This window comes from Sphingomonas sp. Leaf4 (assembly GCF_920939515.1).
GTDB lineage: Bacteria > Pseudomonadota > Alphaproteobacteria > Sphingomonadales > Sphingomonadaceae > Sphingomonas.
The window spans coordinates 237,787-261,104 of sequence record NZ_CAKLBB010000001.1; the positions used below are offsets into that span (position 1 = coordinate 237,787).

Annotated in this window: 17 protein-coding genes; 10 read left to right on the forward strand and 7 right to left on the reverse strand. The window is 69.2% G+C overall.

Annotated elements, in window-relative coordinates; all coding sequences use genetic code 11:
* Position 1: 1 nt before the first annotated feature.
* The 4 genes from LRA89_RS01065 to LRA89_RS01080 are packed head-to-tail and all read right to left on the reverse strand — an operon-like array spanning position 2 to position 6,104.
* A complete protein-coding gene (locus tag LRA89_RS01065; RefSeq protein WP_230635707.1) occupies positions 2 to 748 on the reverse strand; it encodes an SDR family NAD(P)-dependent oxidoreductase in 747 nt (248 codons plus the stop codon).
* Positions 745 to 1,926, reverse strand: coding sequence for an aldose 1-epimerase family protein (locus LRA89_RS01070; protein WP_230635709.1), 1,182 nt, complete (start codon positions 1,924 to 1,926; stop codon positions 745 to 747). Before LRA89_RS01070 ends, LRA89_RS01065 begins: the two co-directional genes overlap by 4 nt.
* A gap of 55 nt (positions 1,927 to 1,981) precedes the next feature.
* A complete protein-coding gene (locus LRA89_RS01075; protein ID WP_230635711.1) occupies positions 1,982 to 5,095 on the reverse strand; it encodes an alpha-L-rhamnosidase in 3,114 nt (1,037 codons plus the stop codon).
* A gap of 28 nt (positions 5,096 to 5,123) precedes the next feature.
* The gene (locus LRA89_RS01080; RefSeq protein WP_230635713.1) at positions 5,124 to 6,104 is read right to left on the reverse strand and encodes a sugar phosphate isomerase/epimerase family protein; all 981 of its coding nucleotides are present in this window, start codon (positions 6,102 to 6,104) and stop codon (positions 5,124 to 5,126) included.
* 73 nt (positions 6,105 to 6,177) lie between these two features.
* On the opposite strand from LRA89_RS01080, the gene LRA89_RS01085 reads away from it, so the two are divergent.
* Genes LRA89_RS01085 through LRA89_RS01095 form a run of 3 tightly spaced genes read left to right on the forward strand, consistent with a single transcriptional unit; the run spans position 6,178 to position 9,463 of the window.
* Positions 6,178 to 7,041 carry a transketolase gene (locus LRA89_RS01085; protein ID WP_230635715.1) on the forward strand — a complete coding sequence of 288 codons (864 nt, stop codon included), beginning with the start codon at positions 6,178 to 6,180 and terminating at the stop codon, positions 7,039 to 7,041.
* Positions 7,038 to 8,000, forward strand: coding sequence for a transketolase family protein (locus LRA89_RS01090; RefSeq protein WP_230635717.1), 963 nt, complete (start codon positions 7,038 to 7,040; stop codon positions 7,998 to 8,000). Before LRA89_RS01085 ends, LRA89_RS01090 begins: the two co-directional genes overlap by 4 nt.
* Positions 7,997 to 9,463 (forward strand): FGGY family carbohydrate kinase, encoded by a 1,467-nt coding sequence (locus LRA89_RS01095; RefSeq protein WP_230635719.1) that lies wholly within the window; start codon positions 7,997 to 7,999, stop codon positions 9,461 to 9,463. The genes LRA89_RS01090 and LRA89_RS01095 overlap by 4 nt, the downstream gene beginning before the upstream one ends.
* A 43-nt stretch (positions 9,464 to 9,506) precedes the next feature.
* On the opposite strand, the gene LRA89_RS01100 is transcribed toward LRA89_RS01095, so the two are convergent.
* A complete protein-coding gene (locus LRA89_RS01100; RefSeq protein ID WP_230635721.1) occupies positions 9,507 to 10,811 on the reverse strand; it encodes an MFS transporter in 1,305 nt (434 codons plus the stop codon).
* 71 nt (positions 10,812 to 10,882) lie between these two features.
* Between LRA89_RS01100 and LRA89_RS01105 the strand changes: the two genes are divergently transcribed.
* The 5 genes from LRA89_RS01105 to LRA89_RS01125 all read left to right on the forward strand — a co-directional run bounded on the left by LRA89_RS01105 (position 10,883) and on the right by LRA89_RS01125 (position 18,683).
* Positions 10,883 to 12,463, forward strand: a complete 1,581-nt coding sequence (locus LRA89_RS01105) for a DUF5060 domain-containing protein (RefSeq protein WP_230635723.1) — start codon at positions 10,883 to 10,885, stop codon at positions 12,461 to 12,463.
* A 64-nt stretch (positions 12,464 to 12,527) separates the two neighbouring features.
* The gene (locus LRA89_RS01110; RefSeq protein ID WP_230635725.1) at positions 12,528 to 16,106 is read left to right on the forward strand and encodes a hydantoinase B/oxoprolinase family protein; all 3,579 of its coding nucleotides are present in this window, start codon (positions 12,528 to 12,530) and stop codon (positions 16,104 to 16,106) included.
* The gene (locus LRA89_RS01115) at positions 16,106 to 16,759 is read left to right on the forward strand and encodes a DUF969 domain-containing protein (protein WP_230635727.1); all 654 of its coding nucleotides are present in this window, start codon (positions 16,106 to 16,108) and stop codon (positions 16,757 to 16,759) included. Before LRA89_RS01110 ends, LRA89_RS01115 begins: the two co-directional genes overlap by 1 nt.
* Positions 16,756 to 17,655, forward strand: coding sequence for a DUF979 domain-containing protein (locus LRA89_RS01120; protein ID WP_230635729.1), 900 nt, complete (start codon positions 16,756 to 16,758; stop codon positions 17,653 to 17,655). Before LRA89_RS01115 ends, LRA89_RS01120 begins: the two co-directional genes overlap by 4 nt.
* Positions 17,652 to 18,683, forward strand: coding sequence for a DUF2891 domain-containing protein (locus tag LRA89_RS01125; RefSeq protein WP_230635731.1), 1,032 nt, complete (start codon positions 17,652 to 17,654; stop codon positions 18,681 to 18,683). Before LRA89_RS01120 ends, LRA89_RS01125 begins: the two co-directional genes overlap by 4 nt.
* A 19-nt stretch (positions 18,684 to 18,702) precedes the next feature.
* Here LRA89_RS01125 and LRA89_RS01130 read toward each other — a convergent pair whose 3' ends face one another.
* The gene (locus LRA89_RS01130; protein WP_230635733.1) at positions 18,703 to 19,194 is read right to left on the reverse strand and encodes a group I truncated hemoglobin; all 492 of its coding nucleotides are present in this window, start codon (positions 19,192 to 19,194) and stop codon (positions 18,703 to 18,705) included.
* A gap of 124 nt (positions 19,195 to 19,318) precedes the next feature.
* Complete coding sequence (locus tag LRA89_RS01135) at positions 19,319 to 20,152, reverse strand: DUF3034 family protein (protein ID WP_230635735.1); 834 nt, start codon at positions 20,150 to 20,152, stop codon at positions 19,319 to 19,321.
* Positions 20,153 to 20,298: 146 nt separating this feature from the next.
* Between LRA89_RS01135 and LRA89_RS01140 the strand changes: the two genes are divergently transcribed.
* Together LRA89_RS01140 and LRA89_RS20540 are read left to right on the forward strand one after the other, a co-directional pair.
* Positions 20,299 to 20,904, forward strand: a complete 606-nt coding sequence (locus LRA89_RS01140; RefSeq protein ID WP_056498727.1) for a cupredoxin domain-containing protein — start codon at positions 20,299 to 20,301, stop codon at positions 20,902 to 20,904.
* A 5-nt stretch (positions 20,905 to 20,909) separates the two neighbouring features.
* Positions 20,910 to 23,219: a putative bifunctional diguanylate cyclase/phosphodiesterase gene (locus LRA89_RS20540; protein WP_329958500.1), complete on the forward strand. Its 2,310-nt coding sequence runs from the start codon at positions 20,910 to 20,912 to the stop codon at positions 23,217 to 23,219.
* Positions 23,220 to 23,318: the final 99 nt, after the last annotated feature.

The following is a 23,318-nucleotide window of genomic DNA, read 5'->3' on the forward strand; positions in this document are numbered from 1 at the left end:
TTCAGGCCATGACCCAGCCGCCGTTGACGTGCAGCGTCTGGCCGGTGATGAAACTCGCCTCGTCGGCGGCGAAAAAGGCGATGGCCGCGGCGATGTCGGCGGCGGTCCCGCGCCGCTTGATCGCCTGCGCGTCGAGCACCATGCGGTTGTACCCGTCCGGGTCGGGGTGGATCGCCTCGGCATCGGTTGGAAAGGCGCCGGGCGCGATCGCGTTGACGGTGACGCCGTACGGGCCGAACTCGCGCGCCCATGCCCGCGTCAGCCCGATCAGCGCGCCCTTCGACGCGACATAGGGCGACAGGTTCGCCCAACCACCCGAAATGGTGATGCTGGCGATGTTGACGATCCGCCCGAAGCCACGCGCGCGCATGCCCGGCAGCGCGGCCTGTACCGCGACGATCCCGGCATCGACGTTCACCCGCTGGACGAACTGATGCTCCTCGATCGAATAATCCTCGAACGGTTTCGACGGATAGATGGCGGCATTGTTGACCACCACGTCGATCCCGCCCAATTCGGCGATCAGCCGGTCCAGCTCGGCGCGGAAGCCGGTGAGATCGGACAGGTCGACGGTCGATACCACCAGCCGCCTGGTATCGACGGCGCTTGCCGCATCGCGCAGTCTGGCGACCTTCGCCGGGTCGTTATCGATCGCGATCACGGTCGCCCCGCGCCGCATCAGCAGCAGCGTGGTGTCGAGCCCCAGTCCGCCGGCCGCGCCGGTATAGAGGATGGTGCGCCCGATCATGCCGACCGGCCCCCGATCGGCGGGAAGATGCCGCTGGGCTGTGGGTATTCCTCCTGCGGCTGGCGGGCGACCGCTTCGATGCGGGCGACGGCACCCGCCACCGCCGCAGCATCGGGCAGCAGCCGCAGCACGGTGTCGTACCGCCGCTCTTGCCCGTGCTCCAGTTCGATCAACTCGCCGCGATCGCGGGCGAAATCCTTGCCCATGACGTGGTTGGTCGATGGTTCGATGCCCAGCGCGTAATGGCCGGCGTGGAAGTTCTGCCACTGGTACATCGCCGGGAACTGGGCCTTCAGCGTCTCCACCTCGAAGCCGAAGCCGATCGCTTCGTTGACCAGCGCGACGTTGACCCGGCCGTGCGGATCGGCGGCCATGTCGTGCTGCCACACCTGTTCGTGGAAATTGGCGATCGGGGCGGGGGCGGTGCGATAGCCCACCCCTTGCGCGTCATACTGGTCGGCGTGCGCTGCCCAGATGACGTCGCGGATCGGCGCGACATAGCGCGCGCCCTGCGCCAGCACCGGATGGCCGACGTTGATGTGATAGCAATACATGTGCGGCGTGCGATAGAAACCGTGGTTGACCACGCGGTCGTGCAGCCGGATCTCGTCCCCGCCGACGTCGGCCTCGATCCGGCGGATCAGGTGCAGGTCCTCGCCGAACACCGTCGATTGCTGCACCACGCCTTCGGCCCACAACACGCAGTCGTCGCCGTCCCAGTGCTCGCCGTAACCGGTCAGTCGCGCCGGAATCGTGCCGATGCGGCCGTGGAGCGACGACGATACTTTGGTGCGGGGGCCGTAATGATAATGGCCGGCCGGATCGTCGTGCATGAACAACGTGTGGTCGAGGCCGCAGGTGATGTTCAGCCCCGACATCGACCGGAACCAGCCAAGCCCGCCCTCGCCTTCATAATCGTGCAGGCCGGGGTGGCGGAAGCCGGAGGGCGAATGCCACCCCACCGCGCGTCCGGCGTGTTCGCACTCAGCAATGTCCATCGCCCGGTCGACCAGCACGGTGAAGCGCAGCCCGGTGCCGGTACGGAATTCGAGCTGGCGGATACCGCGCTCCACCCCGTCGCCCAGCGTCGACAGCCGCACGCCGGCAAACTGCGACAATGCCCCGGTCCGGGTCGCCAGCGTCCGCCGCGACATCGTCTCGCCGAACAGCGTGACCACCCTGCCTCTCCTATATCATAAGACGTATGATGTTTAACCGGTGTATCCGCTGTCGTCAATCGTCGATCGCGAAGGTCCAGTCGCCCGATCCGATGCCGAACCGCACCACACCATCGGTTTCGCGCAGGTCATGGATGGCGGGATGGTCGCGCAGCGCGCGGCCGCCCTCGCGCCACATGCGGCGCATCGGCAGTTCGACCTCGGCGGTGGCATTGGCCGGAACGGAGAGCGCCAGCGCGGTGAGCCCGTCGGCGTCGCCCTGCGTTCGCGTCGCGATTCGCCCGACACAGGAATCATAGCGCGCCTCGACCCGGCCGACCCGTGGCAGCCACAGCGGCCGCACCGCGATCCGGCGGAACCCCGGCGCGGCGGGCGCGATCCCGGCGAGCCGGCGATAGAAGAAGCCGACCACCGCGCCGAAGGCATAATGATTGTAGCTGTTCATCGCGATGTCGCCGGTATCGCCGTTCCACCGCTCCCACACGCTGGTCGCACCCTGCGCCGCCATATAGCCCCAGCCCGGATAGCCGGTCTGGAGCAACAGCGCCTCGACCTCAGCCAGAAGCCCCGCGTCGGCCAGCACGTCGAGCAGATAGGGCGTGCCGAGAAACCCGGTCGACAGGGTCATGCCCCGTGCGCGAATATCGTCGGCCAGCACGCGCGCGGCGGCGGCGCGCCGCTCCTGCGGCACCAGCCCCATGTGCAGCGCCAGCACCTGCCCGGTCTGGCTACCGTTGCCGACCCTGCCGCCCTGGCCGCCATATTCGGCGGCGAACGCAGCGCCCACCCGCCGGCGCAGCGCGCGATACTCCGCCGCCTCGGCGTGCCGCCCGGTCGCGTCGGCCATCGCCGCCATCAGATCGGCGGTCCATGCCCAATAGGCGGTGGCGCACAGCCCGCGTGGCGTCGTCTCGTCGTCGGGCTTCACCGCGTCGACCGACAGCCAGTCGCCGAGATCGAGCCCGCGATCGTGACGCCACACGCCATCGGGGTTGGCGGCGGCGACATGCGCCATCCACCGCGTCATCGCCGTCCAATTCTCGTCGATCACTGCCGTGTCGCCGTAGCGCTGCCACAGTTGATACGGCAGGATCACCCCCGCCTCGCTCCACCCGGCCGTGACGACCTGCGGGTAGGACTGTGGCTGCGGCACGACGATGGGATAGCCGCCGTCGGCGCGCTGGGCGGCGCGCACGTCGATCAGGAACCGGCGCAGGAAGGGGGCGACCTCCATGTTGAAGGCGGCGGCGTCGAGAAACACCTGAATATCGCCCATCCACCCCATGCGTTCGTCGCGCTGCGGACAGTCGGTCGGCACGGCGAAGAAGTTCGACCGCTGGCTCCACAGCGCGTTTTGCCAGATCGTCTGCAACAGTGGCGCATCGGCGAAGCGCATCGCGCCGGTGATGCGGCAATCGCTGTGGACGACGATGCCGACGACATCCTCCACAGCCGGCACGCCCGGATAGCCCTCGACCTCGACATAGCGGAAGCCGTGATAGGTGAACGAGGGTTCGAAGTGTTCGCGCGCGCCGGTGCTCGCCAGGATGAACCGGTCGGTCGCGCGGGCGAGGCGCAGATTGGCCATGTCGACCGTGCCGTCGCCGCCGAGCAGTTCGGCGAACCGCGCGGTGATCGTCGTACCTGCCGCGCCTTGAACGGCGATCCGTACCCAGCCCGAGAAATTCTGCCCGAAATCGAACACGAACCGGCCCGGCACCGGCTCGGCGACGCGCACCGCGCGTCGTTCCTCCACCGCGCGCAGCGGCGGCGAGACGAGCGGCAGCAGCGCGGCGTCCGGCGCGGTGCCGATGGCGGCGGTGGCCCAGCCCGAATCGTCGAACCCGGCGCGGTCCCATCCCGCGATCGTCCGGCGCGCGTCGACCGTCTCGCCGTCGTAGATTTCCGACCGCACGATCGGCGACGGGGCGATGCGCCAGCCGGGACCGGTCGCGATCCGCTGCGTGGTGCCATCGGCGTAATCGATGTGCAGTTCGGCGCGTACCCGGCGCGGGGCGGGACCGAACGCATAGCGTTCGATCCGCCAGCCGAACGGGCTGGCATACCATCCGTCGCCGACCGTCAGTCCGATGGCGTTGTCGCCGGCCACGATCAGCGCGGTAACGTCGACGCTCTCGTAGAAGACATGGGCATCGGCGACGCTCATTTCGGGCGAGAGGACCGCGTCCGACACCCGTTGCCCGTTGATCGTCGCGATATGGCTGCCGAGCGCGGTCGCATAGAGGCGCGCGGCGACGATCCCGCCGCGCGCGGTGAAATCGTGGCGCAGCAGCATCGCCGGTTCGGCCGGGCGCGGATCGTTGCGGGCGTTCGATCCGCTCGGCACCGCGCGGGGCCAGTCGCCCGCGTCGAACGCCGCGTCCCGCCACCCCGCCGGCGGATCGGGCAGCACCCGCCACGCCGGGCCGCTGACGACCCGCTCGACGCGGCCGTCGGCGCGGTGCAGGCGGATCAGGCTGGCGAACGCACCGCCATCAACGGGGAAGAAGCCGGTGACATCGGCGTCGACCGCGACGCAGACGCTGGCCCGGCCGGGACGCAGCGTGGCCACGACGGGAGCGAGCGATCCCCAGAACGGCAGCGGACTGTCATAGCCCCATGGCTGGTCGAGCGCTACGGCCACGCCGTCGACCCACACGCCGCGCAGATGATCCTTGCCCGCCACCAGTATCTCGGCATGCACTACGTCGGGCGGGACGGTGAGGTCGAGGCGGAAGCCGTGCGGACGCGGGTCGAGCGCGGTGTCGCTCCACACCCACGCCAGCCCAGCCGCGCGGTCGGCGGCGGCGATTTCATCCTCCGCCTCGATCCAGTCGGCGCGCCATGTTTCGAACAGCCCCGCCTCGAACCATGCCGGCTGGGAGCATGCCGTGCGCCCGTCGACGGTGGCGATCTCGACCGTCCACCACACTCGTTGCCGGGGGCGAAGCGGCGGGCCGGCATAGGCGATGGCGAAACTGGCGTCGGACGCGACGTCGCCGCTGTCCCACACGACGGCCCCGTCCGCTTCGGCGCGGATGCGGTAGCGCGCCTGGACGATGGCGTGGCCGCCGCCCTCGATCCGCCACGACAGTCGTGGGGCGACGACGTGCAGGCCGATCGGATCGACGATGCCTTCGGCACGAAGGTCGACGACGCTCAAGCTCATGCGGCGGCTCCGGTCGGGAGGATCGTCATCAGTAGGAGCTGAACAATGCCTGCCGCGCCAGATTGAGCGCGGCCACCGCGTCCTGCCGGTCCTGCGCCGCCTGCATCGCCGCGAAGTCCAGCTTGTCGAGCGCGCGCTCCACCGTCTTCAGGAAACCGATCGCCGAATTGGCGGCGGCGACGCTGTCCTCGCGGAACGGGAACTGGTCGAGCTGCCAGACGCCCTCCCACCCGTTCTTGCGCAGCGTGTAGAAGAATTCGAACAGTTCGATCGGGTGGATCGACCCGGCGATCAGATCGTCGTCCCACCCGCGCAGATTGTCGTTCACGTCCATCCCGAACAGCCGGCCATGGTCGATCGCCAGTTGCGCCGCGTCGGCCGGGCTCTCACCGCCGTACAGCGAATGGCCGAAATCGAGCAGGATGCCGACATTGGGCAGGCCCATCCGCTCGATCCCGAGCAGGGTGCGCGCGACGCTGTCGTAGCTCATGTGGACGCGCGGCTCGCGCGGCTTGTATTCGATGACGAATTTCAGGTCGGGGTTTTGTCCGGCTAGCTCGGCTACCCCCTCGACGCTCATCCGCCACAATGCGCGGTGGTCGACCTGGAACGGATAGTCCCATCCGTCCTGCCCCGGCCACAGCTTCACATAGTCCGCGCCGAAATGGCGGACGACACGGGCGGCCTCGTTGCACATCTCGTTGGCGAGGCGGCGGATGCCCGGATCGGGATTGGTGAAGGCACCGCGCGCGAACTGCCGCGTGTAGATTTCGGGGGTGATGCCGATCACCGACAGTCCGTTGCGCGCCAGCGCCGCGTCGACCTGCGACAGCGACAGGCCGGGATCGGCGAAGGGATAGTTGATGTCGACCACCGACAGATCGTCGACCTGCCCGGCCAGATCGATCATGTCGATCAGCGAGCGCGTCTCGCCATAGCCATCGGTGGCGTAGCGATCGACGTAGGTGGCGAAATGCCAGATGCCGGCGCCATAGCGTTGCTTGCCCATCGATCGATCCTCTCGCGAATTTTCGCCGCGCGACGCGATTGCGTCCCGCCGATAATCACATATAAGACGTCATATGAATAATATGTCCGCCGCAGGCAATGAGGATTTCGCCGCGCGCGCCGATCGGGTGCGCGCCAGGGCCAACTGGATGCGTCGGCGGCTGCTGGCGATGATCGTCGGGGCGGGGCAGGGGCATCCCGGCGGCGACCTGTCGGCGACCGACATTCTCGCCGCGCTGTATTTCGACATATTGCGGATCGACCCCGCCCGGCCCGACGCCCCGGATCGCGACCGGTTCGTGATGAGCAAGGGGCATTGCACCGGCGCGCTCTATTCGGCGCTCGCGGCGCGCGGCTTCTTTCCGGAAAGCGAACTCGACACCTATCTCCAGCCGGAATCGCGGCTGAACGGGCATCCCAACCGGGTGTATCTGCCCGGCGTCGAAACCAACACCGGGCCGCTCGGCCACGGGTTTCCGGTCGCGGTGGGCATCGCCATCGCCGGCCAGATCGATCGCGCCGACTACCGCGTCTTCGCGCTCACCGGCGATGGCGAACTACAGGAAGGCAGCATGTGGGAAGCGGCGATGCTGGCCGGCCACCGGGGGCTGGGCAAGCTGACCGTGGTGGTCGATCGCAACCGCCTGCAACAAGGCGCGCGGACCGAGGATACCAACGCGCTCGAACCGCTGGCCGACAAATGGCGCGCGTTCGGCTGGGAGGTCGTCGGTGTCGACGGCCATGACGCGGGCGCGCTGCTGGCGGCGTTCGACGCGGCGGCGCGCCCACGCGACCGGCCGCGATGCATCATCGCCGATACCGCCAAGGGGCATGGCGTCAGTTTCATGCGCGATCAGGCCGGCTGGCATCACGGCGTGCCGAATGCGGCACAATATGCCCAGGCGATCCGCGAGCTGGAAGCGGAGATGGCGTCGTGAGCGCCGCCGCGTCCAGCCCCCAGGGCATGTTCGACTGCCGCGACGCCTATGTCGCCGCGCTGGAGGACATGGCGACCACCGACGATCGTATCGTCGCGGTCGTCAACGACTCGGTCGGATCGTCGAAGCTCGGCAAATTCCGCGACCGTTTCCCCGACCGGCTCGTCAACGTCGGCATCGCCGAACAGAATATGGTCAGCGTCGGCGCGGGGCTGGCCAATGGCGGCAAGGTGCCGTTCGTCAGCGGGGCGGGATGTTTCCTGACCGCGCGGGCGATGGAGCAGATCAAGGTCGACTGCGGCTACAGCCAAGCCAACGTCAAGCTGTGCGGCATCTCCAGCGGTGTCGCCTATGGCGAACTGGGGGCGACGCATCACAGTATCGAGGATGTCGCGTGGCTGCGCGCGATCGACAAGCTGACGGTGATCGTCCCCGCCGATCCGTGGCAGACCGATGCCGCGATCCGCGCCGCCGCCGCGCACGACGGCCCGGTCTATGTCCGCATCAGCCGGATGCCGGTGCCCGCGCTTGAGCGCGACGATACGCCCTTCGCGATCGGCCGTGCCGAGACGCTGCGCGACGGGGGCGACGTGGCGATCGTCGCCAGCGGGACGCTGGTCCACCGCGCGCTCGCCGCCGCCGCGACGCTGGCGGGCGAGGGGATCGCGGCGCGCGTCGTCAACATGGCCACCGTGTCGCCGATCGATGCCGCCGCGCTGGCCGCAGCGGCGGCGACCGGCGCGATCGTGACCGCCGAGGAAGGGCTGGCGCACGGCGGGCTGGGCGGGGCGGTCGCCGAATGGTGCGCGCGCCATGCGCCGGTGCCGATGCGGATGCTGGGCTTTCCCGGATTTCTGCCTACGGGATCGGCCGACTGGCTGATGGAACGCTTCGGCCTGACCGCCACCGGGATCGCGGCGGCGGTGCGCGACGTGCTCGGGCAGCGGGCGGCGCGATGAGCCGCCCGGTCATCCTCGCGATCGATCAGGGGACGACCAATACCAAGGCGCTGCTGGTCGCCACCGACGGCACGGTGGTTCGGTCGCGGTCGCGGGCGATGCGTGTTGCCTATCCCCGTCCCGGCTGGGCCGAACAATCGGCGTCGGACATCTGGGAAGCGGTCGCCGCGCTGATCGGTGAGCTGGTCGCCTCCGCCCCCGATGTGCGGGTCGCGGCGGTCGCCATCGCCAACCAGCGCGAAACGGTGGTGATCTGGGACGCGGCCACCGGACAGGCGCTTACCCCGGCGGTGTTGTGGCAATGCCAGCGATCGGCCGGGCGGCTGGCCGCGCTGCGCGCGCAGGGCCACGAACCGCTGGTGCTGGCGCGCACCGGGCTCAGCCTCGACCCGTTGTTCCCCGCCGCCAAGATCGCCGGGCTGCTCGACGCCATGCCCGGCGCACGCGACCGCGCGGCGCGCGGCGAACTGCGCTGCGGGACGATCGATAGCTGGCTGTTGTGGAATCTGACCGATGGCGCGGTCCATGCGACCGACCACAGCAATGCGTCGCGCACCCAGTTGTTCGATCTCGACCGGCTGTGCTGGGACGACGACCTCGCCGCGATCTTCGACGTGCCGCTCGCCATGCTGCCGCAGGTGCTGTCGTCGGATGCCGCGTTCGGCACCGTCGCGCCGGGCATCACCGCGCTGCCGCCGGGAACCCCGATCCATGCGATGATCGGCGACAGCCATGCCGCGTTGTTCGCGCATGGCATCGAAACGCCGGGCGGCGGGGTGAAGGCCACGATCGGCACCGGCAGCTCGCTGATGACGCCGACCGACGGCCGGGTGCGCTCGGCGCACGGCCTGTCCGGCACGATCGCGTGGAGCCGGGGCGGCGTCGTCCGCCATGCGCTCGAAGGCAATATCTCGGTGTCGGGACAGGCGGCGGCGTTCGCTACGACATTGCTCGGGCTGGCGGATGAAGCCGCACTGACGGTATTGGCGATGACCGTGCCCGATGCCGGCGGGGTGACGTTCGTCCCCGCGCTCGCCGGGCTGGGCGCGCCGCACTGGCGGCCGCAGGCGCGCGGGCTGATCGCGGGCATGACGCTGGCGACCCGCCCGGCGCATGTCGCCCGCGCGACGCTCGACGCGATCGCCTTGCAGATCGCCGACGTGCTGGCGGCGATGGAGGCCGATCTCGGCCGGCCGTGCGCGACCGTGTCGGTCGATGGCGGCGCGGCGAAGAACCCGTTGCTGGCGCAGATCCTCGCCGACCTGACCGGCCGCTCGATCGTCCGCCCGCATGCCGCCGAGGCCAGCGCGCTGGGTGCGGCGCGGATGGCGGCCGGGGCGATGGGACTGGACGGCACCGACCTGCGGCTGGTGCCCGAACAGGTGTTCGCACCCGCGATCGACGCGGCGGCACGGGCGGCGATGCGGGCCGGCTGGGCCGGCGCGATCGAACGCGCCGGGTGATCTTGGTGCCGGACCGGGCATCCGCCCTGTCCGGCAGGCCGCCCTACGCCGTCCGCCCCTCGATCGGGGCGACATCCATGTCCGCTTCGAGTTCGTCGAGTGACTTGCCCTCGTTGCGCGGTGCGCCGAGGTAGCCGATCAGCCCGCTCAGGACGAGGAACCCGGTCAGGATCCATGCCAGCGTCTGGAACCCGGTCGCGGTCAGCAGCGGCACGAAGAAGCTGAAGATGCCCAGCACGATCCGCACGATCCCGAACATCAGCCCCTGCGCCGTCGATCGCAGCAGCGTGGGGAACATTTCCGCGCTCCACAACTGGAAGAAGGATTGCGCGCCGAACCCCTGACCGATGCTCATCAGCATGACATGCACCAGCGCCATCGACAGCGTCAGCGGAAAGATCGCCAGCAGCGACATGCCGATCACCTGGACGATGGCCGATACCAGAAACAGCGTGCGCTGGTTCACCCGGTCGGCCAGCCGCATGAAGATCAGCCAGATCGACAACATGCCGAGCAGGAAGCTGAATGACTGCACCGCCACCGCCATCGCCTGGCTCTGGTTGCCGACGGTGCGCAGGATATAGGGAAAGAAGAAGCCGTTGGTGCCCGCCCACAGGTTCCACATGCCGTACATGCCGGTCAGGAACGCCATCGGCGCGATCCATTGCATTTTCATCAGATCGCGTAAGCGGGCGGGCTGCGCCGCCGCGCCGGCGCTCGGTGCCTTGTCCGCCTGCGCATCCAGCCAGCGTTGCGATTCCTTCATCCGCGATCGCAGAAAGGTCAGCGCGACCGCGAGGATGGCGAGATGCGCGAACACGATCCGCGCGCCGAGCAGGCCGAGCGGTTCGAGCGCGAGGAACATCAGCAGGACGACGACCGGCCCCAGATACCATAGCACCTGTGCCACGCCGCTGTGCTTACCGCGCGCGCCCTTGGGCGCGGTTTCGGCGATCAGCGACCACGACGCCGGAATGTCCGCGCCCACTGCCAGCCCGACCAGAAAAAAGCCGATCAGCACCATCCACGCATTCATCGCGAAGATCAGCCACAACATGCCGAAGGCGTAGAACAGCATGTCATATTGGTAGATCGTCTTGCGCCCGAACAGGTCGCACAGTCGCCCGCCGACGAACGCGCCGATCCCGGCGGAAATGGCATTCGGCCCGAACGCGCCGATCAGCCCGACGAAACCGGGACTGAGGTCATAGGCCTGCATCCACAGCGCGAGCGCGGCCGACCCGGCGACGATCGATCCGGCATCGATATAATTGGCCAGCCCGGCGAGAATCGTATTTTTCCAGTCGTTTCGGTCCGAACCGATCCCCTCCGCGATTGCGCCTTCCATTCCCGCTCCCTCCGGTTCTATAATCATATGACGACATATGATATTATGGGTTGCGGTGCAATTGGAGAGCGATGGTGACGGTTTCGCGAAGGACCATATTGGGCGGCGGCGCGGCAGCGGCCGCCGCCGCGCTGACCCCCGCCGCAGCGGCGAGCGCCACCGCGCGGGTCGAACGCTGGGGCCTGCATGAGATCGTGCTGGCCGGCCCGGCGGGCGGCAATCCGTTCGACGACGTGACGCTGGCGGCGATCTTCACGCTGGGCACGACGCGCATTGTCGTGCCCGGCTTCTACGACGGCGACGGCACCTACCGCATCCGTTTCAGCCCGCCGTCGCTCGGGCGATGGACATGGACGACGGCGAGCAACGTCGCCGCGCTCGACGGGCGAAGCGGCGCGGTGGACAGCGTGCCACCATCGCCCGGCAACCATGGCCCGGTGCGGATGACGCGCGACGGCTATCATTTCGTCCATGCCGACGGCACGCCCTACCGCCCGGTGGGGACGACCGCCTATTCATGGGCGCTGCAATCCGACGCGCAATGCGCGCGCACGCTGGCGACGCTGAAGGCCGGACCGTTCAACAAGATCCGCATGTGCGTATTCCCGAACGTCGCATCGGTCGCGACCGACCCGTTCGTGCGCACCGGCGGGGGGCCGCGCGACTGGGACCCGACACGCTTCGATCCCGCCTATTTCCGCCGGTTCGAGGATCGCCTCCGCCGGCTGGGCGAGCTGGGGATCGAGGCCGACGTCATCCTGTTCCACCCCTATGACAAGCGGCGCGGCTATTCGGCGATGCGGCGGTCGGACGACGAACGCTATGTCCGCTATGTCGCGGCGCGGTTCGGGGCGTTTCGCCACGTCTGGTGGGCGATGGCCAACGAATATGACATCGTCGAGGACAAGACGGTCGCCGACTGGGATCATCTGTTCGCGGTGCTGGTCGCCGCCGATCCGCACGACCGGCTGCGCTCGATCCATCAACTCAACGTCTATTACGATCACCGCAAGCCGTGGATCACCCATGCCAGCATCCAGCACGGCGCGGCGGTGCTCGACGACGGGCGGGTCCATCCGCACCGCAATTTCGCGCAGAAGGCGGTGATCTTCGACGAGGTGATCTACGAGGGCAATTCCGACAAGCGCTGGGCGCGGCTGACCGGCGAGCAACTGGTCGAGCGGTTCTGGTGGGGCACGCTCGGCGGCGCCTATGTCGGCCATGGCGAGGTGTTCACCGACACCGGCAATCCCGACCAGTCGTGGCTGGGGCAGGGGGGCAGCCTGCGCGGGACGAGTCCGCCCCGGCTGGCGTTTCTGAACCGCATCCTCGCCAGCGTACCGTCGCCGGGGATCGATCCGATCCAGCAATTCTGGGACTATCATCTCGGCGGGCGGGACTTCACCTGGTATCTCAAATATTTCGGCAGCAGCCGCCCGACCCGCTGGGACGTCGCGCTGCCCACCCGCGCGGCCGATCCGCACCCCGACTACCGCATCGACATCCTCGACACCTGGAACATGACGATCACCCCGGTCGAGGGCGTGTTCCGCATGGTCCAGCGCGACGAATACGACGTCCACGACCCCGCCCGGCCGAGTATCGCCCTGCCCGGCAAACCTTATATCGCGCTGCGGATAACGAAGGTGTGACGGTCGCGGGGTAGTCCGCCAAAGCTCGATCGACAACCCTGTTCGCAGGTGCAATACATCGGCCATGCCAGCCCCTGAGGACCATCGGTCGCCGCTTCGCCGTATCGCCATCGATCGCGGGGGGACGTTCACCGATGTCGTCGCCGAATATGCCGACGGGCGGATCGCCGTCGCCAAGCTGCTGTCGGTCGATCCCGGCCGCTACGACGATGCGGCGGTCGAGGCAGTGCGGCGGCTGTCGGGCACGCCCGAAGGTCCGTTGCCGGCGATCGACGTGCGGATCGGCACCACCGTCGCCACCAACGCGCTGCTCGAACGGCGCGGCGAACCGACGGTGCTGGTCATCACCCGCGGTTTCGGCGACGCGCTGGCGATCGGCTATCAGGACCGGCCCGATATTTTCGCGCGCGCGATCGTCCGGCCAGCGCCACTGGCCGCGCGGGTGGTCGAGGTCGACGAACGGGTCGATGTCGACGGCGGAATCGTCCGCGCGCTCGATCCGGCGGCGGCCGAGGTCGCGTTGGCCCAAGCGTATGCCGATGGACTGCGCAGCGTCGCGATCGTCCTGATGCACGGCTGGCGACATCCGGCGCATGAGGCGGCGCTGGTCGATCTGGCGCGGCGCATCGGTTTCCCCTGGATTTCGGCCAGCCACCGCGCCGCGCCGCTCATCCGGCTGGTCGCGCGCGGCGATACCACCGTCGCCGACGCTTATCTGTCGCCGGTGCTGCGTCGCTATGTCGACGGACTGACGGCGGCATTCGGCGGCGCGCCGCTGTTCATGCAGTCGTCGGGCGGGCTGGTGGCGGCGGGCGGGGTCAGCGGCAAGGACGCGCTGCTCTCCGGCCCCGCTGGCGGGATCGTCGGTATGGCGGCGGCGGCGACCAACGCCGGGGCGGCGCGGGTGATCGGCTTCGACATGGGCGGCACCTCGACCGACGTGTCGCTGTGGGCGGGCAGCTTCGAGCGGCGGCAGGAGGCGGTGATCGGCGGCGTCCGCGTGTCGGCACCGATGCTGCGGATCGATACGGTTGCGGCGGGCGGCGGTTCGATCTGCCGGTTCGATGGCGGGCGCTTCGTCGTCGGCCCAGAATCGGCCGGGGCCGATCCGGGGCCCGCCTGCTACCGGCGCGGCGGGCCGCTGACCGTCACCGACTGCAACCTCGTGCTCGGCCGGATCGTGCCCGCGCATTTCCCGGCGGTGTTCGGCCCGGCACGCGACCAGCCGCTCGACCGTGACGCCGTGCTCGCCCGGCTCGACGCGCTGCTCGACGAGGTCGAGTTGGCGACCGGCACGCGGCCGACCCGTGATGCCGCCGCCGAAGGGCTGGTCGCGATCGCGGTCGCCAACATGGCCGGTGCGATCAAGGCGGTGTCGGTCGCGCGCGGCCATGATCCGGCGACCTATGCGCTGATGAGCTTCGGCGGGGCGGGCGGGCAGCACGCCTGCCTCGTCGCCGATGCGCTGGGCATGACCGAAGTGCTGGTCCATCCGCTGGCCGGCGTCCTGTCGGCATGGGGCATCGCGCTGGCCGACCGGCGGAGCGTGCGCCAGCGCAGCGTAGGGCTGCCGCTTGCTGGAGACTGGCGCGCGTTGCTCGACGATCTCGTCGTCGCCGCCCGCGCCGACCTTGGCGACGGGGCGCGGGTCGAGGCGAGCGCGACCTTGCGCTATGCTCGCACCGATCAGGGGATCGACGTGGGGCTGGCCGACGACACGGTGATGGCGGCGGCGTTCGTGGGCGCGCACCGCGACCGCTTCGGCTTCGACGGCGACGACATGCTGATCGTCGAGCGGCTCCAGGTCGAGGCGGTGCTGCCCACCACGCCGCTCGCCGCCGCGACGGTGACGGCGACCGGACAGGCACCCGAGACGGTCGAGGTAGCGATGGCCGGCGCGCGCCATGCCACCCCGCTGCACCGGCGCGAGGCGCTCGGAGCCGGACAATGCGTCGACGGCCCGGCGCTGATCGTCGATCCCACCTCGACGCTCGCGGTTCAGCAGGACTGGCGCGCGGTGGTGCTGGACGACGGCACGCTGCGGCTGAACCGCGCCGCGCCCCGCGCGCAGGCCAGCGGCGATGCCGGCGTCGATCCGGTCCGCCTCGCCATCTTCGCCGGGCTGTTCATGGGGCTGGCCGAGGAGATGGGCTCGGCGCTCCAGCGCAGCGCCGCATCGGTCAACATCCGCGAACGGCTCGATTTCTCCTGCGCGATCTTCGACGCGCACGGCCATCTCGTCGCCAACGCGCCGCATATTCCGGTGCATCTGGGCAGCATGGGCGATTGCGTCCGCCACCTGATCGCCGCGCGCAATGCCGACGGGCGCGGCATGCGGCCGGGCGATGCCTATGCGGTGAACGATCCCTATCGCGGCGGCACGCACCTGCCGGACATCACGCTCGTCCAGCCGGTGTTCGCTGGCGACGATGACACGCCCGCCTTCTTCGTCGCGGCGCGCGGCCACCATGCCGATGTCGGCGGGACCAGCCCCGGATCGATGCCCGCCGACAGCCGCTCTATCGCCGAGGAAGGCGTGGTGTTCGACGACGTGCTGGTCGTCGCCGACGGGCGGCTGCGCGAGGCCGAATTGCGCGCGCTGTTCGCAAGCGGCCCTTGGCCGGCGCGCAACATCGACCAGAACATGGCCGATCTGGCAGCGCAGCTCGCCGCCTGCGCGCGCGGCGCGGCGGGCCTCGCCCGGCTGGTCGCCGAACAGGGGCTGACGGTCGTCGCCGCCTATATGGAGCATGTCCAGACGCACGCCGAAACGCTGGCGCGCCGGTTGATCCGCACGCTGGCCGACGGCCAATTCGCCTATGCGACCGACGACGGCGCGGTGGTGCGGGTGGCGGTACGGGTCGATGCGGCGGCAGGCGCGCTCACCGTCGACTTCACCGGCAGCAGCGCGCAGCGGCCGGGCAACACCAACGCCCCGCTGGCGGTGACTCGCGCGGCGGTGCTGTATGTCCTGCGCACCCTCGTCGGCGAGGATGCGCCGCTCAACGACGGGTTCCTGCGGCCGGTGACGCTGATCGTTCCGCAAGGATCGATGCTCAACCCGCGCTTCCCGGCGGCGGTCGTCGCCGGGAACGTCGAAACCAGCCAGGTCGTCACCGACGCGCTGATGGGCGCGCTGGGCGCAATGGCCGCCAGTCAGGGGACGATGAACAACTTCACCTTCGGCGATGCCGATCGCCAATATTACGAGACGATCGCCGGGGGTGCCGGCGCCGGCCCCGGGTTCGTCGGCGCGAGCGCGGTGCAGACGCACATGACCAACAGCCGCCTGACCGATCCCGAAGTGCTGGAGACGCGCTTCCCGGTCCTGATCGAACAATTCGCGATCCGCCACGGATCGGGCGGCGACGGCGCTTGGGCCGGCGGCAACGGCACGACGCGGCGGGTGCGGTTCCGCGCGGCGATGCGCGCCAACATCCTGTCGAACCATCGCAGCATCGCGCCGTTCGGCATGGCCGGCGGCGGTGACGGCGCGGTCGGCGCCAATAGCATCGAACGCGCCGATGGCCGTGTCGAGCGCCTCGGCGCGGTCGCCTCGGCCGACATGGGCGTGGGCGACGTGTTCGTGATCGAGACGCCGGGCGGCGGCGGCTACGGCACTCGTCCAGTGGAGGATCGCTGATGCTGGTCCTGTCGGGCGTCGCGGTCATCGCGCTCGGTTTCCTGCTGCGCTTTAACCCGCTGCTGGTCATCGTCGTCGCCGCCGCCGTCACCGGCCTTGCCGCCGGGCTCGATCCGCTAGCGGTCCTCGCCCGCTTCGGCCATGCGTTCAACGAAACGCGCTACGTCACCGCGATCTACATGGTGCTGCCGGTGATCGGCCTGCTCGAACGCGCCGGGCTTCAGGCGCGCGCCCGCTCGCTGGTACTCGGTCTGAAGGGGCTGACCGTCGGGCGGCTGCTCGCCGGCTACCTGCTGTTCCGGCAATTGTCGGCCGCGCTCGGCCTCACCGCCATCGCCGGCCATGCGCAGACCGTCCGCCCGCTGGTCGCACCGATGGCCGAAGCGGCGGCCGAGGGGCAGGGCACCGCCGACCCCGAACACGTCCGCGCGCTGGCGGCCGCGACCGACAATATCGGGCTGTTCTTCGGTGAGGACATCTTCATCGCGATCGGATCGATCCTGCTGATGAAGGGCGTGCTCGAAGGCTATGGCATCGCCATTGAGCCGTTTCACCTGTCGGTCTGGGCGATCCCGACCGCCATCGCCGCCTTCCTCATCCATGGTCTGCGGCTCTGGCTGCTCGACCGGCGGCTGGCGGGGGCGAAGCGATGATCGGCCTCGGCTTCGTCTATCTCGTCGCCGGCAGTTTCTTCGCCGGCTGCGCGATCCTCGGGATTATCGACCGGCGCTTCGCCAATGCGCTGTTCCACGCGCTGCTTGGCCTCTCGTTCTTCGCGGGCGACCGGATCGGCGACATCGGCAACGGCGTCCTCGTCCTCGCCCTCGTCGCGACCGCCGCGTCGGGGCGGATGCGGCGCGGCGAAAGCGTCGAACCGGCGACCCCCAAAGGCCCGCTGCTCGCGCTGGCGCTGGTCATTCCGGCGGCGGCACTGGGCGGCACGGTGTTGTTCAAACAGGTGCCGGCGCTGGTCGATCCGAAACAGGCGACGCTGGTCGCGCTGGCGGCGGGGGTTCTCGTCGCGCTCGCTTTATGCTGGCTGGCGCTGCGCGCGACGCCGCTCGCCGGGCTGCGCTCGGGCCGCCGCCTGCTCGACGAGATCGGCTGGGCGGCGGTGATGCCGCAATTGCTCGCCAGCCTCGGCGCGGTGTTCGCGCTCGCCGGGGTCGGCGACGTGGTCGGTGGGCTGATCGGCGGGGCGATCCCGGCGGGCAGCATCTTCGGCGCGGTCGTCGCTTACGGCCTCGGCATGGCGTTGTTCACCATCGTGATGGGCAATGCCTTCGCCGCCTTTCCGGTGATGGCGGCGGCGGTCGGGATACCGCTGCTGGTCCGCCACTATGGCGGCGATCCCGCGCCGGTCGCCGCGATCGGGATGCTCGCCGGCTTCTGCGGCACGTTGCTGACGCCGATGGCGGCGAACTTCAACATCGTGCCCGCAGCGCTGCTCGACCTGCGCGACCGCTACGGCGTGATCCGTGCGCAGGCCGCCACCGCGCTGCCGCTGCTGCTTTTCAACATCGCGCTGCTGTGGTGGGTGCTGATATGACGACGCTGACTCCCGACCTCGCCGGCCGTTTCGCCCGGATCACGCTCGGCCACATTGGCCAGCAATATCCCTACAAGCTCGACCAGGTGCTGACCGGGCCGCAGGACGTGCGCCCGCCGGCCGACCTTCACCCGATCTTCCACGGCAGCTTCGACTGGCATAGCTGCGTCCATGGCTGGTGGCAGTTGCTGACGATCCGCCGCCTGTTCCCCGACCTGCCCGAAGCCGCTGCCATCGCCACCCGCGCCGACATGATGCTGATCCCGGAGCGGGTAGCGGGCGAGCGCGCCCGTCTCGACCAGCCGTTCGCCGCCGGGTTCGAACGCCCCTATGGCTGGGCGTGGCTGCTGGCGCTCCATGCCGAGGCGTGCCGCCACGACGCGCCATGGGGCGCGGCGCTGGCCCCGCTGGCGCAAGCGTTCGCCGCGCGGTTCCGGGACTTCCTGCCGAAGCTCACCTATCCGATCCGCACCGGCACCCATTTCAACACCGCCTTCGCGCTGGTGCTGGCGCGCGACTGGGCGATGACCCGCGACGCCGCCTTAGTCGCGCTGATCGACGAGCGGGCGCAGGCGTGGTTCCTGCGCGACCGGGGGTGTCAGGCATGGGAGCCATCGGGCGACGATTTCCTGTCGTCGGCACTGACCGAGGCGCTGCTGATGCGCCACGTCCTGCCCGCCCCGGCGTTCGCGACATGGTTCGCCGCCTTCCTGCCCGACCTCGATCGCGGCGAGCCGGCGACGCTGTTCCACCCCGTCACCGTGTCCGACCGCAGCGACGGCAAGATCGCCCATCTCGACGGGCTGAACCTCAGCCGCGCATGGTGCTGGCGCACGATCGCAGCGGGACACCCGCTGCAGGACCGACTGAACGCGGTCGCCGACCGGCACCTCGCCGCCAGCCTGCCGCATCTCGACGACGATTACATGGGCAGCCACTGGCTCGCCACCTTCGCGCTGCTCGCCACCGCCGGTCTGGGTCCCGCCGTGCCGGCACATGCGATCGGGGCGTCGATCCCGGCCGGATGAGTCCCGGCGGCGGGGCGCGTTACCGCTCGACGATGTCGTGCCGCATCGGCGCGAGCTTGGCGAGGAACCGGTTCTGCGCGGCGAAGGCCACGCCCTCGGCACCCATCGCCGCCTGAAGGTTCTCGACCAGCCGGTTCATGTCGCCCTGCTGCACGCCCATGGTCTTGTGCGCGCTCAGCATGTCGCGCCCGGTGTAGCTGCATCCGGCGTTCAGGATGTAGCAGAAATGCTCGAACAGCGTCCGCTTCAGCCGGACCTGATCGTGGTTGGCGAAGACCTCGCCGATGTGCCGGTCGGCGAAGTTCGTCGCGACGAAGCGGTTGACGATCCGGCGGATGCCCGGCTGTCCGTGGAACGCGCGCGCCATGCCCTCGCCGGCAAAGGGCGTCGCGCCGGCGTTCGCGGCGTCCACCTTGTACGGCTCGACCGGCTCCTCGCCGGGCATCGCATGGGCGGGCGGATGGTCCTGCGCCACCGGCGACAGGGTGAGGAGGAGGGCGGCAAGGATCATGATGACGAGGTCCGGTAGGAGTGGGAGGGACTGGATCGACATTCGAGCGAATGTTCGGTTTCTCCCCTCCCTTCTCAGGGAGGGGAGCAATAATGTTGGCGCTCCGACCGAATGTCGATCCGGTCTAGAAACTGCCCTGAAGCTGGAACAGGACGCCGCGCTGCTTCTCGAACGTCGCGACCGATCCCAGATCGGCATAGGCGATCGTCGCGGTCAGGTGGCGGTTGATGCCATAGGCGGCGAAGGCATCGGCCCAGTCGTCCTCGCGCGCGATCGCCAGGTTGCTGGGCTTGCTGCGATATTCCGCGCCGACGACCAGCCGACGCGACAATTGATAGGCGAGCGACCCCTCGACCTGCACCCGGTAGCTGTCGCCAAGCGCGCCGCCATGGCCGAGCAGCCCGTTCTGGTTCGCCCTGGTCGCGCGCACCGTCGCATTGGCGAGCACCGACCAGTTCAGGAACAGCTTGGTCGCGCTGGCATAATAATCCACGCCATCGGCCTCGCGCGCGCCGACCGCGCGGACGACGGCCGCATCGAGGCTTTTCTTATACTGTGCGCCGACCGCGACGGCGGGCATCCATGGCGATCCATAGACGGCATCGCCCGCCACGCGGACCTTCAGGCCATAGATGTCCTGATCGAACTTGAAATCATTGCCGAGGCCGAGCGCACCGCCGACCTTGTTCGTGTCGAGAATCTGCCGTGCGAACGACAGCTCGATCCGGTCCCACGCGCCGATCGCCCCCGACAGGACGGTGACGTCGTAATCGGGCAGTGCGGCGATGGTGACGCCCGCCTGCCCGCCGATCGTGTCTTTCGTCGCATTGCCGGCGATGACCGCCCATGGCGTCAACCCGCCGCCCGCCGATCCCTCGATCGTGCTGATTCCGTTGGTCAGCAACAGCTTGCCGGGTTCGCCGACGGTCTGCGCCTGTGCCGGCAGGGCGACCGTCATTACGCAAATTGCGCAAAGTTCATTCCGGGAGATGCTCTTCATTCCCCAAGGATAGAAGCGCGCCGGTAAATATCCGGCTAACCGGCGTGCGGGCGAAGCAGCGTGGTCTTAACCGGAGGTTGATGGATTCCACGCATATTGGGTCCATGAAACTCGCTGCTACCGCCGCCATGGCTGCCTTCCTCGTGCCGCTTCCCGCCGTTGCCGGAACCGTCGCGGTCCGTGTCGTCGATGCCGCTGGGCAGCCGGTGCCCGATGCGGTCGTCACCATCCATCCGGCGGCGGGCGTTCCGGCCGGGCCGATCCGGTTTCCCTGGCCCAGCACGATGGTCCAGCGCGGCATCGCCTTCAATCCCGGCACGCTCATCGTGCCGGTCGGCGCGACCGTCACCTTTCCCAACCAGGACAAGGTGCGCCATCACGTCTACAGCTTCTCGCGCGCGGCGAAGTTCGAACTGAAGCTGTTCGGACGGGATCAGAGCCGCAGCTACCTGTTCACCACGCCGGGCACGGTCGCGCTCGGCTGCAACATTCACGATGCGATGTCGGGCTTCATCCGCGTGGTCGACACCCCGTTCGCGGGCAAGACGGCAGCGGCGGGCGATACGTCGATCGCGGGCGTCACCGGCGGGCGGGCGACGCTGACGATATGGCACCCCCGGCTCAAGGCGAAGCTGGGCGAGGTCAGCTTTCCGCTCGACGTTCCGGCCAGCGGCGATACTGCCAAACGCATCACCATCGCGCTCCGGTAACGACCGTGCCGCGCCCGTCCCTGCCGCGCGTCATTGCGCTCGTCCGCGGGTCGCTCTCGGCCAAGCTGGCGGTCTTCTATGGCGCGCTGTTCGCGCTGGCGGTCGTGTTGATCCTGATCGGGGTGAAGGCGGGGATCGGCAATACCGCCGAGGGTATGATCCGCAACGAAATGGTCGCCAGCGCCAAGGTGTTCGACCGGGTGACGGCAATGCGTTACGCCCAGCTTGGCGATGCGGGCACCGTGCTGGCGGGCGACTTCGGCTTTCGCAGCGCGGCGGCGACGGGCGACGCGCCGACGATCGTCTCGGCGCTCGATTCGCTGCGCAGCCGCCTGCGGCTCGACCAGGCATTCTTCGTCGGCGCGGACGGAGCGGTCGTCGGCTATCGCGGACGCATGTCGCCGCGCGACGCCGACGATCTGTTCGCCGCGCTCGACGGCGGGCGGACGCGCGGCGTGCTGCGCATCGGCGACGCCCGGTTCAACGCTGCCGCCGCGGCGGTCAAGGCACCGGTCACGATCGGCTGGGTCGTGTTCGGCAACGCGCTCGACGGGCGGGAGATGGCCCGGCTGGCGCGGCTGTCCTCGATCGACCTTGCGCCGCATATTGTCCCCGCCGCGACGCTCGACCCCGCGCAGCGCGGCGGCGCGGTGGTAGAACGCGACATCGACGGCAAGCGGATGCTGGTGCAGGCATCGCCGATCGCCTCGTTCGTCGACGGCGAGCCGCAGGTGCTGCTGCTGCGATACAGCATCACCGACGCGCTGGCGGCATATCGGCCGCTGCTGTGGCTGCTGATCGGTTGCGGCGCGGTCGGCGTCGTCATCGCCGGCATCGGCAGCGTCGTGCTGGCGCGGCGGATCACCCGGCCGATCATCGCGCTCGATGATGCCGCGCGGCGGGTGGCGCGTGGCGATTATACCCAGGTCGCCGTCACCACGCGGGACGAACTCGGCACGCTCGCCGCCAGCTTCAACCGCATGGTCGACGACATTGGCGAGCGCGAGCGCCAGATCACCCATATGGCGCTGCACGACCATCTGACCGGCCTGGCGAACCGCGTCCTGCTGCGCGACCATCTGACCATGGTGATCGCCCGTCCGCCGTCGCAGCGGCGACAGGCGCTGTTCTGCCTCGATCTCGACCAGTTCAAGGTCGTCAACGACACGCTCGGCCATCCGACCGGCGACGCCTTGCTGTGCGAGATCGCCGGCCGGCTCAGCCGGTTCGCGCCCGACGGCTTCGTCGCGCGGCTGGGCGGCGACGAATTCGCGATCGTGCTCGACGATGCGCAGCGCTCGCTCGACCGGGTAGCGCATGAACTGACGCGGGTGGTGGCCGAACCGTGCATCGTCAACGGCCACCGCATCGTGCCGGGCACCAGCATCGGCATCGCGATCCTCGGCGTCGACGGCGAGGATGCGGTGACGCTGGCGAAGAACGCCGATCTCGCGCTCTACCGCGCCAAGCACGACGGGCGCGGCGGCTATCGCTTCTTCGAGGCGACGATGGATGCCGAGGCACGCAAGCGCCGGCAGATGGAGCTAGACCTCCACGACGCCATCGCAGAGGGGCAGTTGTCGCTGATGTTCCAGCCGCTGTTCAACCTGTCCGAAACCCGCGTCTGCGCGTTCGAGGCGCTGTTGCGCTGGAACCATCCGGTGCGTGGGCAAGTGTCTCCGGTCGACTTCATCCCGCTGGCCGAGGATACTGGGCTGATCGTGCCGATCGGCGAATGGGTGATCCGCGAGGCGTGTCGCGCGGCGCGGCGCTGGCCCGACGACGTGCGGGTCGCGGTGAACGTATCGCCGGTCCAGTTCCGCAATCCGGGCCTCGCCGCCGTCATCCTCCAGGCGCTGTCCGAAAGCGGCCTCGCCCCGCAGCGGCTGGAACTGGAGATCACCGAGAGCCTGTTCATCGACAATCCCAAATCGACGCTGGCCTCGCTGCACAGCCTGCGCGCGCTGGGCGTGCGCGTCGCGCTCGACGATTTCGGCACCGGCTATTCCTCGCTCAGCTATCTGCGCGCCTTTCCATTCGACAAGATCAAGATCGACCGCAGCTTCATCCTCGACCTGCTCGACGGTGACGGCGACAGCGCCACCGCGATCATCAAGTCGATCACGACGCTGGCCGAGGCGCTGGGCATGGAGACGACCGCCGAGGGCGTCGAGAACGCCGGCCAGCTCGACATCCTGCGCGAACAGGGCTGTACCCATATCCAGGGCTATTATTTCAGCCGGCCGGTGCCCGAAAGCGAGATCCGGCGGATGCTGGGCATGGAGGACGAGGGCGCACGGCGGCTCGCGGGATGATCGCTCGTCCGAAACCATGGCCGGTGGCCAAAGGCGACGATCGGCGAGGTGCTGCGCCCGGTCGCTCCGGCGTGGCGAATCGGGTCGCTTGTTGACATG

Excerpts from the sequence above, each read along its gene's own strand:
- LRA89_RS01095 (WP_230635719.1), top strand. The coding sequence starts at position 7,997 with ATGAGCCGCCCGGTCATCCTCGCGATCGATCAGGGGACGACCAATACC.
- LRA89_RS01130 (WP_230635733.1), bottom strand. The coding sequence starts at position 19,194 with ATGATCCTTGCCGCCCTCCTCCTCACCCTGTCGCCGGTGGCGCAGGAC.
- LRA89_RS01125 (WP_230635731.1), top strand. The coding sequence starts at position 17,652 with ATGACGACGCTGACTCCCGACCTCGCCGGCCGTTTCGCCCGGATCACG.
- LRA89_RS01075 (WP_230635711.1), bottom strand. The coding sequence starts at position 5,095 with ATGAGCTTGAGCGTCGTCGACCTTCGTGCCGAAGGCATCGTCGATCCG.
- LRA89_RS01085 (WP_230635715.1), top strand. The coding sequence starts at position 6,178 with ATGAATAATATGTCCGCCGCAGGCAATGAGGATTTCGCCGCGCGCGCC.
- LRA89_RS01080 (WP_230635713.1), bottom strand. The coding sequence starts at position 6,104 with ATGGGCAAGCAACGCTATGGCGCCGGCATCTGGCATTTCGCCACCTAC.
- LRA89_RS01135 (WP_230635735.1), bottom strand. The coding sequence starts at position 20,152 with ATGACGGTCGCCCTGCCGGCACAGGCGCAGACCGTCGGCGAACCCGGC.
- LRA89_RS01115 (WP_230635727.1), top strand. The coding sequence starts at position 16,106 with ATGCTGGTCCTGTCGGGCGTCGCGGTCATCGCGCTCGGTTTCCTGCTG.
- LRA89_RS01110 (WP_230635725.1), top strand. The coding sequence starts at position 12,528 with ATGCCAGCCCCTGAGGACCATCGGTCGCCGCTTCGCCGTATCGCCATC.
- LRA89_RS01100 (WP_230635721.1), bottom strand. The coding sequence starts at position 10,811 with ATGGAAGGCGCAATCGCGGAGGGGATCGGTTCGGACCGAAACGACTGG.
- LRA89_RS01105 (WP_230635723.1), top strand. The coding sequence starts at position 10,883 with ATGGTGACGGTTTCGCGAAGGACCATATTGGGCGGCGGCGCGGCAGCG.
- LRA89_RS01065 (WP_230635707.1), bottom strand. The coding sequence starts at position 748 with ATGATCGGGCGCACCATCCTCTATACCGGCGCGGCCGGCGGACTGGGG.
- LRA89_RS01120 (WP_230635729.1), top strand. The coding sequence starts at position 16,756 with ATGATCGGCCTCGGCTTCGTCTATCTCGTCGCCGGCAGTTTCTTCGCC.
- LRA89_RS01140 (WP_056498727.1), top strand. The coding sequence starts at position 20,299 with ATGAAACTCGCTGCTACCGCCGCCATGGCTGCCTTCCTCGTGCCGCTT.